The 14,914-nt window shown below is 46.4% G+C and carries 7 protein-coding genes; all 7 read left to right on the top strand.

Translation table 11 applies throughout. From position 1 onward, the window contains the following. Positions 1-33 precede the first annotated feature (33 nt). The 7 genes from ruvB to sprA all read left to right on the top strand — a co-directional run bounded on the left by ruvB (position 34) and on the right by sprA (position 14,815). Positions 34-1,056, top strand: coding sequence for a Holliday junction branch migration DNA helicase RuvB (gene ruvB / locus ABNE31_RS05605; RefSeq protein WP_179383683.1), 1,023 nt, complete (start codon positions 34-36; stop codon positions 1,054-1,056). Between the two features lie 245 nt (positions 1,057-1,301). Then, entirely contained in the window at positions 1,302-2,267 is a 966-nt protein-coding gene (locus ABNE31_RS05610) for a c-type cytochrome (RefSeq protein WP_349353026.1), read from the top strand. Positions 2,268-2,308: 41 nt separating this feature from the next. Next, positions 2,309-3,229 (top strand): tRNA epoxyqueuosine(34) reductase QueG, encoded by a 921-nt coding sequence (gene queG, locus ABNE31_RS05615; protein WP_349352678.1) that lies wholly within the window; start codon positions 2,309-2,311, stop codon positions 3,227-3,229. Positions 3,230-3,358: 129 nt separating this feature from the next. Then, positions 3,359-4,681 (top strand): MFS transporter, encoded by a 1,323-nt coding sequence (locus tag ABNE31_RS05620; protein WP_293284330.1) that lies wholly within the window; start codon positions 3,359-3,361, stop codon positions 4,679-4,681. A 124-nt stretch (positions 4,682-4,805) separates the two neighbouring features. Then, the gene (locus ABNE31_RS05625) at positions 4,806-7,103 is read left to right on the top strand and encodes an NADP-dependent malic enzyme (protein WP_306013816.1); all 2,298 of its coding nucleotides are present in this window, start codon (positions 4,806-4,808) and stop codon (positions 7,101-7,103) included. Positions 7,104-7,124: 21 nt separating this feature from the next. Further along, positions 7,125-7,706, top strand: a complete 582-nt coding sequence (gene ruvA, locus ABNE31_RS05630) for a Holliday junction branch migration protein RuvA (protein WP_293284255.1) — start codon at positions 7,125-7,127, stop codon at positions 7,704-7,706. A 5-nt stretch (positions 7,707-7,711) separates the two neighbouring features. Further along, positions 7,712-14,815 carry a cell surface protein SprA gene (gene sprA, locus ABNE31_RS05635; RefSeq protein ID WP_349352679.1) on the top strand — a complete coding sequence of 2,368 codons (7,104 nt, stop codon included), beginning with the start codon at positions 7,712-7,714 and terminating at the stop codon, positions 14,813-14,815. The last annotated feature ends 99 nt before the right edge of the window (positions 14,816-14,914 follow it).

Genomic DNA, 14,914 nt, shown 5'->3' on the forward strand with positions numbered 1-14,914 from the left:
GGTCGCTTTGTTTTCAATTATATTTGTTGAAGCATGAACGAGAATCTAGACCCATCCGCAGAAAACTTTTCGCCAGAAGAGCTCGATATTGAAAGAGCGTTGCGTCCCGTCAGTTTTGATGATTTTACGGGACAGGCACAGGTATTGGAAAACCTAAAGGTTTTTGTGCAAGCGGCCAACTTAAGGGGAGAGGCATTGGACCATACCCTATTTCATGGTCCTCCAGGGTTGGGAAAAACGACCTTGGCCCATATTTTGGCCAACGAGCTGGGCGTAAACATCAAAGTGACCTCGGGTCCGGTACTGGATAAACCAGGGGATTTGGCTGGATTGTTGACCAATCTGGATGAGCGTGATGTGCTTTTTATTGATGAAATCCACAGATTGAGTCCCATTGTGGAGGAGTACCTGTACTCGGCCATGGAGGACTATAAGATTGATATCATGATCGAAACGGGCCCCAATGCTCGTTCTGTGCAAATCAACCTCAGTCCTTTTACCTTGATCGGGGCGACTACCCGTTCGGGCTTACTTACCGCACCGATGCGTGCCCGTTTTGGGATTCAGAGCCGACTGGAATATTACAATACCGAACTGCTGTCTACCATCGTGGAGCGCAGTGCTGAAATATTAAAAGTGCCCATCACCACCGATGCGGCCATTGAAATTGCAGGTAGAAGCCGGGGAACCCCCAGAATATGTAACGCCCTTTTGCGAAGGGTGCGCGATTTTGCACAAATTAAAGGGAATGGCAATATTGACCTCGAAATATCGCAGTTTGGTCTCAAAGCGCTCAATGTGGATGCCCATGGTCTGGATGAAATGGACAACAAGATACTTACCACCATCATTGATAAATTCAAAGGCGGCCCGGTAGGAATCACCACATTGGCCACAGCAGTATCCGAAAGTGCCGAGACCTTGGAAGAGGTATACGAACCATTTTTGATACAACAAGGCTTTATTATGCGCACGCCAAGGGGGAGGGAGGTCACCGAGCTTGCCTACAAACACTTGGGCAAGATGAAAGGTGGAACCCAAGGCGGATTGTTTTGACTCATCGCTTAACTTTTTTAAATCTTTTCGTAATTTTCTAGCTTGTTCGGTTTTACGGAGCGGTGCATTGGCATTCTCCAAAAGTCGTACAGTGCCCAAACCTTAGTCTGCATGCCTGCCAACATGATTTGGAACAAACCATGCGAAACGCTTCACATTCCGACCCGATGCATTCAGGTGCATTCAAGAGCACTGCCAAGCAAATAAGGAAGTTGTGTTGGCAACTTGGCATTGGTATGTTTTTAATGCTAGGATTGGGATTTTCGATCGTGCTCCTTGGATTCGGGGGAATACTTGAAAGCAATAGATATGTGAAACTTCCCGACGATGTCTATTACTTGGACTATAATGTTTACAATCTTTCCAATTCCGACAAAAATCAAAAAATCAGGGAAGGCTTTGAAATATTCAGGAATACCTCGGCCCATATTGGCCCCAAACAGCTAGATTCCACCCAAAGATTTGCTGGGAACAATCTGGCATGTGCAAGTTGCCACTTAAATGCAGGTACAAAACCCTACGCCGCACCCTTGATAGGAGTGGTAAAAAGATTTCCACAATATCGAGGGCGCGAAAACACTATGGGAACCATCGAAGAACGCATCAATGGATGTTTGGAACGTAGCATGAACGGAAGGGTAATGCCCGAGGATAGTGATAAAATGACATCATTATTGGCCTATCTGGAATGGTTAGGCAGGGCGGTTCCAATCGATGGAAACATAAAGGGGCAAGGATTTTTAGCCATCGAAATACCCAATAGGGCGGTGGACTTGGACCATGGTGAAACTGTTTTTCAACACCATTGCGTGGAATGTCACGGTCTGGACGGGCAAGGACAGACCCAGGAGGACGGCAGCTATCTTTATCCTCCTTTATGGGGAAATGATTCGTACAACAACGGGGCGGGTATGACGAGAGTGATCACTGCGGCACAATTCATCAAAAGCAATATGTCCTACGGAACCACTTTTGACAATCCTGTGCTGACCGATGAGGAGGCATATGATGTTGCCGGATACATTAATCAAAAATTGCGGCCAACAAAACCCAATCGGGAAGTGGATTTTCCTGATTTGATCAAAAAACCTGTTTCTACACCCTATGGTCCCTATACCGATAGCTTTAGTGAAGAACAACATCAGTTAGGGCCGTTCCAACCCATCATGGACTTTTACAAGGAGGAATATAACATTGTCAAAACCAAATAAATTTGGTTCGGGCAGCGTAAAACTATTCCTATCTTCGTGACGTGAGTATCCAAAAACATACCCAACTCATCAAAGCTGAGGCCAAGCGTCTCGGATTTTTGTCGTGCGGTATTTCCAAAGCAGGATTTTTGGAGGAGGAAGCGCCCCGTTTGGAAAAATGGCTCAACCAAAACATGCATGGCGAAATGCAGTACATGGAAAACCATTTTGATAAACGATTGGACCCCACCAAATTGGTCGAAGGCTCCAAATCCGTGATATCCCTTTTGCTGAACTACTTTCCATCCGAACGGCAAAATCCGGATTCCTATAAGATTTCCAAGTATGCCTACGGAATGGATTATCACTATGTGATAAAGGATAAGTTGAAAAATCTTCTTCATTTCATTCAAGAAGAAATAGGTGAGGTGCACGGAAGAGCCTTTGTGGATTCAGCCCCGGTTTTGGATAAGGCTTGGGCAGCGAAAAGTGGTCTGGGGTGGATCGGGAAAAACAGTAACCTCCTTACCCAGCAGGTGGGCTCCTTTTATTTTGTGGCCGAGCTTATCGTGGACCTGGAATTGGAGTACGATACTCCCGTTACCGACCATTGCGGAACCTGCACGGCCTGTATTGATGCTTGCCCTACCGAAGCCATTGTGCAGCCGTACGTGGTGGATGGCAGCAAGTGTATCTCCTACCTGACCATTGAGCTCAAAAATGAAATTCCTTCCGAATTTGAGGGTAAATTGGACGAGTGGATGTTCGGTTGCGATGTGTGCCAGGATGTGTGTCCTTGGAACCGTTTTTCCAAATCGCACCGTGAACCTTTGTTTGACCCCAATACCGAATTGTTGTCCTTCACCAAAAAGGATTGGGAGGAAATTACGGAAGATGTTTTTAAAAAGGTGTTTCAGAAATCTGCAGTAAAGCGAACAAAGCTATCTGGGCTTCGGCGAAACATCGACTTTCTCAAAGAATAACATTTCACGCCCAATCAAATTCAAAAACTAGGCTTTCTGAAAGATAAAAAATGCTATATTGAGCAATATTTTTGAAGGATTCACATTTTTTCAAAGGTGATATTGCAGACTAACTAAAGGGATAGTATGATCAAAATCAAGAAGCCCAAACTCAGTTTTTGGCAAATTTTCAATATGAATGTTGGGTTCCTTGGAATCCAGTACAGTTTCGGATTACAGCAAAGTGCCATCAACCCTATCTTTCTTTTTTTGGGTGCCAAAGAGGAATTGTTGCCCATTTTAAATATAGCTGGCCCAGTAACGGGTTTGATTGTACAGCCCATTATTGGTGCTATCTCGGATAAAACTTGGTCGCCAAAATGGGGAAGACGGAAACCGTTTTTCCTAATAGGTGCGATTATGGGCAGTTTATGTCTGTTCTTGTTTCCATTGAGTCCGGCCCTGTGGTTCGCCGTAGGATTATTATGGATTTTGGATGTGGGGAACAATATGGCCATGGAACCCTATCGAGCCTTTGTCGGTGATAAATTGCCGGAATCACAGTTCAGTATCGGATATCAAATGCAGAGCCTTTTTGTAGGTGCCGGTATTCTATTGGCCAATGCCTCTATCTTTTTGTTCCAAGATTGGTTTGGAGGCGGTCAAGAAGTGGAAGGTGCAGTGCCCAAATGGCTGTACTATTCATTCTTTATTGGTTCCTTTCTTTCCATAGCCACCATTTTATGGTCGGTCGCAAAAACACCGGAAATACCCCCTACCGATGAGGAGTTGGCAGATATCAACAAGCATAAGGCCCTGCCATTTGCGGAACGCTTTAAGGTGCCTTTTGTGGAAATAGCCCACGCCGTAAAGGATATGCCCAAGTTTATGTGGAAGCTCTCTGCTGTGTACCTTTTCCAATGGTACGCGTTATTTGTCTACTGGCAGTTTATTACGCCTTTGTTCAGGGTTTCATTAGGATATGACACCTCGGAAGCAGCTGCACAGGCCGCCAAAATGAGTACCACCTATAACGTGGTCACCGCGGTGGTCGCATTGGTATTGGTGCCATTGACGATGCGTTTTGGGGGCAAGAAAATTTACGCACTTAGTTTGTTCGGAACTGCAATCGCTCTTTTTGCCATACCCTACATCCAAGATCCGGTATATGTACTGTTTCCCATGGTGCTCTTCGGAATCGGTTGGGCGGCCATGATGGGAATACCGTACAGTATGGTCTCTAAAATTGTTCCACAAGAACGAAGGGGCGTTTATATGGGAATCTTAAATATGATGATCGTAATACCTATGGGTATACAGACCCTCTCTTTTGGGCCTATCTTTAAAAACTTGTTGGGAGCCAATTCGGTGAACGCCATGTTGTTCGCAGGAACCTGTTTTGTGATTGCCTCGGTTCTTGCCATGCGCCTCAACGTGAAAAAGGCGAAGGAGGAGTATCCGTTGGATGCTTGATTCGATGGATTGGTTTGACTTGGAACCAATTTCATAAATTTTAGGGCCAGACTAAAATTGATATTGGGGATGTTCCTTTAAAACCATGGAATACCCTAACTTTACCTATTCATTTTTTGAATATATGAGCAAGGAAAAGCAAAGACGCGAAGCATTACTGTACCACGCAAAGCCACAACCCGGAAAAATAAAGATTGTACCCACCAAACCCTATTCCACCCAGCGGGATTTGGCACTTGCCTATTCTCCAGGAGTAGCGGAGCCTTGTTTGGAAATCGAAAAGAACAAGGACGATGTTTACAAGTATACCGCCAAAGGAAACATCGTTGCGGTCATCTCCAACGGAACTGCGGTTTTGGGACTCGGCAATATTGGTCCGGAGGCATCCAAGCCAGTGATGGAGGGGAAAAGTTTGCTTTTCAAGATTTTTGCGGATATTGATGGTATCGACATCGAGCTGGACACTACCGATGTGGAGCAATTTATTCAAACCGTAAAGACCATCGCCCCCACCTTTGGTGGAATCAACCTAGAAGACATCAAGGCACCGGAGGCTTTTGAAATCGAACGCCGTTTGAAGGAGGAGTTGGATATTCCCGTAATGCACGATGACCAACATGGAACCGCCATTATTTCGGCGGCAGCCTTGCTGAATGCATTGGAAATAGCCGACAAAAAAATGGAGGACGTCAAGATTGTGGTGAGCGGTGCGGGAGCAGCAGCTGTTTCGTGTACCCGTTTGTACAAATCCTTCGGAGCTCGAGCGGAAAATATTGTGATGTTGGACAGCAAGGGCGTCATTCGAAAGGATAGGGAAAATCTTTCCTCGGAAAAGGAGGAATTTGCCACAGACCGAAAAATAGACACCTTGGAGGAGGCCATGAAGGATTCGGATGTGTTCATCGGGCTTTCCATTGCAGATATTGTCACTCCAGAAATGCTGAACTCCATGGCGGAGAACCCAATCGTTTTTGCCATGGCCAACCCAAATCCAGAAATCGAATACAACTTGGCGATGGATACCCGAGAGGATATTATCATGGCCACAGGACGCTCCGATCATCCCAACCAAGTAAATAATGTTTTGGGCTTTCCCTTCATTTTTAGGGGAGCACTCGACGTGCGGGCGACCAAGATCAACGAAGAAATGAAGATGGCAGCAGTACGTGCCTTGGCCGATTTGACCCGAGAACCGGTGCCGGAACAGGTGAATATTGCCTATGACACCACCCGATTGACTTTTGGTAGGGACTATATCATTCCCAAGCCCTTTGACCCAAGGTTGATTACCCATGTACCTCCTGCGGTTGCAAGGGCTGCTATGGAAAGCGGGGTGGCCCGACTTCCCATTCAGGATTGGGACCGATACGAAGAAGAATTGTACCAAAGATCGGGCAACGACAATAAGGTGGTCCGACTGCTCCACAACAGGGCCAAAGTCAATCCAAAACGCATAGTTTTTGCCGAAGCAGAGCTCTTGGATGTGATGAAGGCCGCACAGATCGTGCACGATGAAGGTATTGCGACCCCGATTCTATTGGGGCACAAGCCTACCATTGAAAAACTCAAGGACGAATTGGAGTTCGATGCCGAAGTTCCGATCATTGACCCACGTTCCGACGAATTCAGTGAAATGCGCACCAAGTACGCGTTAAAATTGTGGGAGCTCCGTAAACGAAAGGGAGAGACCAAATACAGCGCTAGGGTGAACATGGGTAAGCGCAACTATTTTGGCGCCATGATGCTCAAGGAAGGTGATGCCGACGGGATGATTTCCGGTTATTCCCGATCATATCCCAAGGTGCTACGACCCGTTTTTGAAGTGCTGGGGAGGGCCAAGAATGTAAAAAATGCCAGTACGGTAAATATTATGATTACCGATAGGGGACCCCTGTTTTTGGCGGATACCTCGATTAACATAGATCCCAATGCGGAGGAATTGGCAGAAATTGCCCAGATGACGGCCAATGTGGCCCAGACCTTTGGCTTTAATCCCGTAATGGCCCTGCTTTCCTACGCCAATTTTGGCTCATCGAGCCATCCCAACGCGCAAAAGGTGAAAGAAGCCGTTAGAATCCTGCATGAAAGAAATCCAGATTTAGTGGTCGATGGTGAAATCCAGACCGATTTTGCTCTTGATCCAGAGATGAGCAGCAAGAACTTTCCGTTCTCCAAAATATCCGGCAAAAAGGTCAATACCCTGGTATTTCCCAACTTGGAGTCTGCCAACATCACCTACAAATTGTTGAAAGGCCTCAACAATGCCGATTCCATTGGTCCGATTATGGTGGGTTTGACCCGTGCAGCGCATATTTTGCAATTGGGTGCCAGTGTGGATGAAATGGTGAACATGGCCGCAGTCGCGGTGATAGATGCCCAAGAACGAGAAAAAAGAAGGAAAGCAAAAATGCAAGGAGAATAACCATAACCAAATAAACCGCCCATGATTACCCACTTAAGAGGGAAGCTCGTAGAGAAGAATCCAACATATGCCATTGTGGAATGCAATGGAGTGGGGTATTTTTTGCATATTTCATTGCATACCTTCTCCCTGCTCAAGGATGAGGAAAGTATATTTATCTATACCGATTTACTGGTGAAGGAAGACTCGCATACCTTGTTCGGTTTTGCCGAAAGGGCAGAGCGCGATGTGTTCCGTTTATTGATCTCCGTTTCAGGTGTCGGAGCAAGTACGGCACGTACCATGTTGTCCTCCCTGTCCCCATCCGAAGTAAGGGATGCCATAGCCAATGGCGATGTGCCCACAATCCAGTCCATAAAAGGGATTGGAGCCAAAACGGCCCAGCGTGTCATCTTAGACCTTAAGGACAAGATTTTGAAGGTGTACGACATGGGCGAAGTTTCACAACAATCAAACAATACAAATAAAGAAGAAGCGTTATCTGCATTAGAGGTTCTAGGTTTTACCAGAAAGCAATCCGAAAAGGTGGTCGACAAGGTAGTTTCCCAAGATGCCTCGCTAAGCGTAGAGAACATTATTAAACTGGCGCTGAAAAATTTGTAACTAGTTTGAAAAAAGGGGCAAAACCAATACTTAAACCAACACGTTTTAAGTACATTTTCTTTGTTGTTTGTTTGCTGTCCATTTCCACTTTGCTGGGACAGGAAACCAATGAACAAGCTCAGGATTCCACAAAAACTGGAGTTGAGCTTGGCCGCCTTATTTTGGAGAATCCGGACAGCATTGTTGCCAAGTATACCTACGACCCCAAGACCAATACCTATGTGTACACGGAAAGTGTTGGCGATTTCAATGTAAATTACCCAGTAATCCTTACGCCAGAACAGTACTACGATTTGGTGGAAAAGGAGCAAATGAAAGCCTATTTCAAACAAAAGGCCGATGCCTATTCCGGCAAAAAGGCCGGAAGTGATGAAGCACGTAAAAACTTGCTGCCCAATTTCTATGTCAACAATAACTTTTTTGAGACCATTTTTGGCGGAAACACCATTGAGGTGATTCCCCAAGGGTCCGTTGCCATGGATCTTGGAATTTTATGGCAAAAAAATGACAACCCAGCGCTTTCGCCCAGAAACCGGACCAACCTTTCTTTTGACTTTGATCAGCGCATCAGTTTGAGTTTGCTCGGTAAAGTAGGGGAGCGCCTTCAGGTGACCGCCAATTATGACACAGAGGCTACATTCGATTTTCAGAACTTGGTAAAACTGGATTACACCCCGACCGAGGACGATATCCTACGTAAAATTGAAGTCGGTAACGTGAACATGCCACTCAACAGTTCCCTGATCACTGGGGCTCAGAGTCTTTTTGGGGTTAAAACACAACTTCAATTTGGAAAAACTACGGTTACGGCCGTCTTTTCCGAACAGCGTTCCCAAAACAATACCGTGGTAGCACAGGGCGGTGGCACGGTCAACGAATTTGCCCTGACCGCTTTGGATTATGACGAGGACCGTCACTTTTTCTTGGCGCACTATTTTCGAGATAATTACGATAGGGCCTTGGAATTCTATCCCTTTATCCAGACCCAGGTGCAGATTACCCGCTTGGAGGTTTGGGTAACCAACCGAAACCAGCAGACACAGAATGTTAGAAATGTAGTGGCCATCCAAGATTTGGGAGAGGCCCTTTCCGATAATACCCGTATCGGTATCAACAACGGAGACCCAGCAGGCTTTTTCAATGGTTCGGCGGTAGCAACAGGACTTCCACAGAATGCGGCCAACGCGTATGATCCCAATCAAATCGGGAGCGGTGCCCTAACACCTGCCATACGGGATATCGCCACCGCAGCATCCGGTTTCAATGTTCCCGGGTACAGTGTAAACGAAGGATTTGATTATGCCATTCTGGAAAATGCCCGAAAGCTGGAACCCGGACGGGATTATGAGTTCGACTCTCAATTGGGATATATCTCGCTTAGTCAAAGTTTGAGCAACGATGAGGTGTTGGGTGTAGCCTTTCAATACACCTTTGGTGGGCAGGTATTTCAAGTGGGGGAATTTGCCAATGGTGGGGTGGACGCCACCACCGTACCGCCCAATTCCAATTTGATAGAAAACAATGCATTGGTATTGAAGTTGCTCAAAAGTAACATTACCAATGTTCAAGATCCCATTTGGGATTTGATGATGAAAAATATCTATTCCACAGGAGCCTATCAATTGAGCCAAGAAGATTTTAAACTCAACATCCTGTACTCCGATCCAACGCCAAGAAACTATATCACCCCTGTTGACCCCAACGCAGGTTGGCCATCCGGGTTAGAAGACCAAATTTTGCTCAACGTTTTCAATTTGGACCGTTTGAACATTTACAACGATGTGCAGGCCGGCGGAGACGGATTTTTTGATTATGTGGAAGGCATTACCGTAGATTCCCAATCGGGACGGATTATTTTTACCAAGGTGGAACCGTTCGGGGAATACCTTTTTGAACGTTTGGGAGGTGGGGTCTACGATGTGGAAGAGGATCAAGGGTACAATCCGAACCAACGAAAATATGTGTTCCGTAATATGTATGCCAAGACCAAGGCGGCATCGTTACAAGATGCGGAAAAAAACCGATTCCAGATCAAGGGTCGGTACACCTCACAATCCAACAACGGAATTCCCATTGGAGCGTTCAACGTGCCGCAGGGTTCCGTTACGGTTACGGCAGGTGGGCGTCAATTGCAGGAGGGTATCGATTATACCGTGAACTATCAGGCAGGAACGGTTCAGCTTTTGGACCCTAGTTTGGAGGCATCCAATACACCCATCAATATTTCTGTGGAGAACAATGCAGTGTTTGGTCAGCAGACCCGACGTTTTGCCGGGGTAAATGTGGAGCACAAGTTCAACGAGAACTTTGTTTTGGGCGGAACCCTTCTCAATTTGAACGAACGCCCGTTGACCCAAAAATCAAACTATGGCATTGAGCCAGTCAACAATACCATTTTTGGGCTGAATGGTAATTTTAGCACGGAAATACCATTTCTGACCCGATTGGCCAATAAATTACCGAACATTGATACCGATGTGCCCTCCAATTTATCTTTGAGGGGCGAAGTGGCTTTCTTAAGGCCCAATTCACCAAAGAATGCCGATTTTAGAGGTGAGACCACCACGTATTTGGATGATTTTGAAGGAGCCCAGGCACTGATTGATATCCGTTCTTCCTTGGGATGGAGCTTGGCGAGTCCGCCAGTGGAATTTATCAATGATAGAACTGGAATAGATGTAGGTTTTGAAAGGGCAAAAATGGCCTGGTACACCATCGACCCTATTTTTTACACGAACCAACGCCCTACTGGAATGTCCGATAACGATATTTCCTCAAACGCTACGCGTCGCGTATTTATTGATGAGGTCTTTACCGAAACCGATATTGCCCAAGGGCAGACCCAGGTGCAGAGTACTTTGGATATTGTGTACTATCCCAATCAAAAAGGACCGTACAATGCCAACCCAAGTTTTGAAACCGAAACCCCTGATGCAAAATGGGGTGGAATCATGCGGCCTTTGAGCAGTACCAATTTTGAGCAATCCAACGTGGAATTTGTCCAGTTTTGGGTATTGGATCCCTACATAGACGGGGAAACTACCGATGCCAACGTGGGTGAACTGGTGCTCAATTTGGGTAATATATCGGAGGACATCCTAAGGGACGGAAGGAAACAATACGAAAACGGTTTGCCCGCGAGCACCAATAATGAGATTCCGAGGGAAACCATTTGGGGTCAAGTGCCCTCTACCCAATCCTTGGTGTATGCCTTTGATGCCGATGAAACCAACAGGGCCGCCCAAGACCTTGGTCTGGATGGGTATGATGACGCTGCCGAGGCCACCATCTACAATGGCCCAGCAGAAGACCCTGCCTTGGATAACTATCGCTACTATTTGAATAGGGAAGGTAGCATCTTGGAGCGGTATTTGGATTTTAACAATACGGAAGGAAACTCACCCGTTGCCGTAACCAATACCAATCGAGGTTCCACCACCTTGCCCGATGTGGAGGATATTGACCGCGATTTGACCATGAATACCGTAAACAGTTATTACGAGTATCGCATCCAGATAAAACCCAATACCACGGTTGATGATAAGTACGTGACCGATATCCGCGAAGGTTTGACCCCAACATTGCCCAATGGGACCCAATTGAACCGCAGATGGATCCAGTATAAAATCCCGCTGAGCGACTTCACCGATGCCGTAGGCGGAATCTCCGATTTTAGGTCCATCAGCTTCATGCGGATGTATCTTACCGGCTTTTCGGATGATGTAGTACTGCGATTTGCCACCTTGGATTTGGTTCGTGGTGATTGGAGGACATTCACCCGATCTTTGCAACCCGATGTGGACAACGACCCTTCCGATGATGCAACGGTAACCGATGTGAACACGGTGAATATTGAGGAGAATTTTGGTAGACAGCCTATTCCCTACGTTTTGCCTCCAGGTGTTATCCGCGAGCAATTGAACAACAATAACACCATCATCCGTCAGAACGAGCAATCCCTTTCCTTTGTGGTGGAGAATTTGGAGTCCCAGGATTCCCGTGGGGTGTTCAAAAATGTGAACATTGATGTCCGCCAGTACGAGCGCTTAAAAATGTTCATGCACGCCGAAAAAATATTCAATACGGATTATTCCGATAGCGATACGCCTTTGGTCGGTTTCTTACGAATAGGTACCGATTTCACGGAAAATTTTTATCAGATAGAGCTTCCGCTTCAATTTACGCCCTTTGGTTCCACATCGGCCGAGGAAATTTGGCCCGATGTCAATGAGATAGATGTCGCCCTCAGCGATTTGAACAAGGTAAAGTCAAAGGGGATATCCGATCAAACTTTGGATGACATCAACTATTATGAAATTGTGGATGGCGAAGCCGTTCTGGTTGACGAATTTGCGCCCCGTACCTTGGGAAGAATCAGGATCGGGATTCGAGGTAATCCGTCGCTGGGAAGTATCCGGGGCATGATGGTAGGTGTCAAGAACATTGACGACCTTCCGGCCCGTGGCGAAGTCTGGTTCAACGAATTGCGTTTGGCCGGTCTTCAGAACAGCGGAGGTTGGGCCGCAACCGCTGCCTTGGACGCCAATATGGCCGATTTTGCCAACGTCACTGCAACCGGAAGCCGAAGCACTTCAGGTTTTGGTTCCATCGACCAAACCCCGATTGAACGTGCCTTGGAGGATGCCATTTCGTATGACGTGGTGACCAACGTGAACGTAGGCCAATTATTTCCTAAAAAGTGGAACCTGCAATTGCCCTTCAACTACGGGATTTCAGAAACCTTGATCACGCCGGAATTTGACCCGGTATACGATGATCTGCGTTTGGATGACAGAATTGCGGCAGCCGCAACCGCCGAAGAGGCCGAGACCATCAAAGAGCAGGCGGAAGATTATACCAAGCGGACCAGCATCAACCTTATCGGGGTAAGGAAAAATAGGGGAGAAGAAGCCGAGGAGAATTTCTTCGATGTGGAGAACTTCACCTTTAATTATTCCTACAACGAGACCGACCATCGAGATTTTGAGGTGGCCGAACTTAGGGACCAAAACGTGACCACGGGTTTTGTGTACAACCATAACTTTAAACCCGCACCTGTAGCGCCCTTTGCCAAAAAAGATTCTGTACTCACGGGCAAGTACTGGCAATGGCTCAAGGATTTGAACTTTAATGCCCTGCCCACAAGTTTGTCCGTAAACGCCAATTACAACCGTTCCTTTAATCAACAGCGATACAGGGATGTATTGGAGCCAGGGGTTGAAGCGTTGGAACTGCCCTTATTGCAACAGCGTAATTATCTCTTCAATTGGCAATATGCCCTTAACTACAGTTTGACGAAATCCTTGCGGTTGAATTTAACCGCGTCCAACAATAACATCGTCCGGAACTACTTTAATGTGGATGACGACCCTGATTCTGGAATCGACCAAACCCTAAATCTTTGGGACGGATTTTTTGATGTAGGTGAACCCAACAGGCACGCCCAACAGATGCAATTGAATTACGAACTGCCCTTTAGTAAAATACCGTTCCTCAATTTTATCAACGCTCAATATACCTACACCAGTAATTTTGACTGGCAGCGTGGTGGTGATGCATTGCGCGAAGTGGCCAACGAGGACATCAATGTGGTGCAAAATGCAAGTACCCATAGCCTCACGGCCAACATGAGCATGCAGCGACTGTACGATTTCTTGGGACTTAAAAAACGCGACGGGAAGGTAACCGCTACGCAAGCTGCAGTGCGAAGGGACAAAGCAGGAAATCCCGCCAACGGTGAGGATGACAATGCTCCCAAAAAGACCAGTAAAGGCTTCAATACCTTGGTGGATGTGCTTACTATGGTAAAGCGGGTCAATGTGAATTACAGTGAAAACCGCGGAACCGTATTGCCCGGATACACCCAATCCATCGGATTTATTGGTACCACGAGGCCTACCTTGGGCTTTGTTTTCGGAAGTCAGGCCGATGTCCGGTTCGAGGCCGCGCGTAATGGATGGTTGACGGATTACCCCGAATATAGCCGCCAGTTTATGCAAAATACCAACAAGCAGCTCAATATTACGGCAACCGCACAGCCCACTCAGGATTTGACCATCGATTTGAATGCGGATAGAAACTTTATGAGCTCCTTGCAGGAAAGTTATAGCCCCGGGGAATGGGCCAATGGACAAGATGGTCTGATCAACGAAATGGGCAACTTCAGTATTTCAACGGTCATGATCGGTACCGTATTCCGAAAGAGCGATGAGTTTGACTCTGAAACCTTTGAGCAATTCAAACAAAATAGAATAACCATAGCGAACCGATTGGTATCGGATAGGGGAGAAACACCTGGAACCTTGGATGAGGATGGTTTCCCTGAACGCTACGGCAAAACACAACAAGATGTATTATTGCCTGCATTCTTTGCAGCCTATACGGGTCAGGATGTAAACCGGGTAAATATGGATGCCTTTCGTGAAATCCCGATTCCCAACTGGAATGTAAAGTACACCGGTTTGATGAAGAACAGATGGTTCAAAAAGAAATTCAAGCGTTTTTCCTTGAGCCATGGGTATCGTGCCGCCTACAGTGTAAACTCTTTCCAGACCAATTTGGAACGACAGAATACCACGTTTGACCCTGAAAATGGGGACTTGCTTCCAAAGACGCTCATCAACAATGTGGTGCTGACCGATGAGTTCAGTCCTTTGATTCGAGTGGATTTTGAAATGCAGAATTCCTTTAGCTTTTTGGGAGAGATTCGCACCAGCCGAACCTTGTCCTTAAGTTTCGACAATAATCTTCTAACGGAAATCAACGGTGACGAATACACCGTGGGACTGGGATATCGTTTCAAGGATGTCAAGTTTGTGACCAATATTGGAGGTGAAAAGACAAGGCTCAAAGGCGACCTTAACTTGAAGGCGGACGTTTCGCTTCGCGATAACATTACCATCATCCGCAATTTGGATATCGATAACAACCAGATTACTTCCGGACAACGGTTGATGTCCGTAAAGTTCACCGCGGACTACGCCTTGAGCAAAAGTTTGAATGCCCTTTTCTTTTACGATCATGCTTTCTCGGAATTTGCCGTTTCCACCGCATTTCCACAGACCACGATCAATGCAGGCTTTACCCTGCGGTACAACTTTGGCAACTAATTACCGGTAGAATCCATTTTTCTCGTATTTTGTCCACATGTTTGCTTGAAAAGCTTTCGGCAATCAGTTACATTTGCCCATCTACTAATTCAAAAATAG

This window comes from Flagellimonas sp. MMG031 (genome assembly GCF_040112705.1).
In the GTDB taxonomy this organism is placed as follows: Bacteria; Bacteroidota; Bacteroidia; order Flavobacteriales; family Flavobacteriaceae; genus Flagellimonas.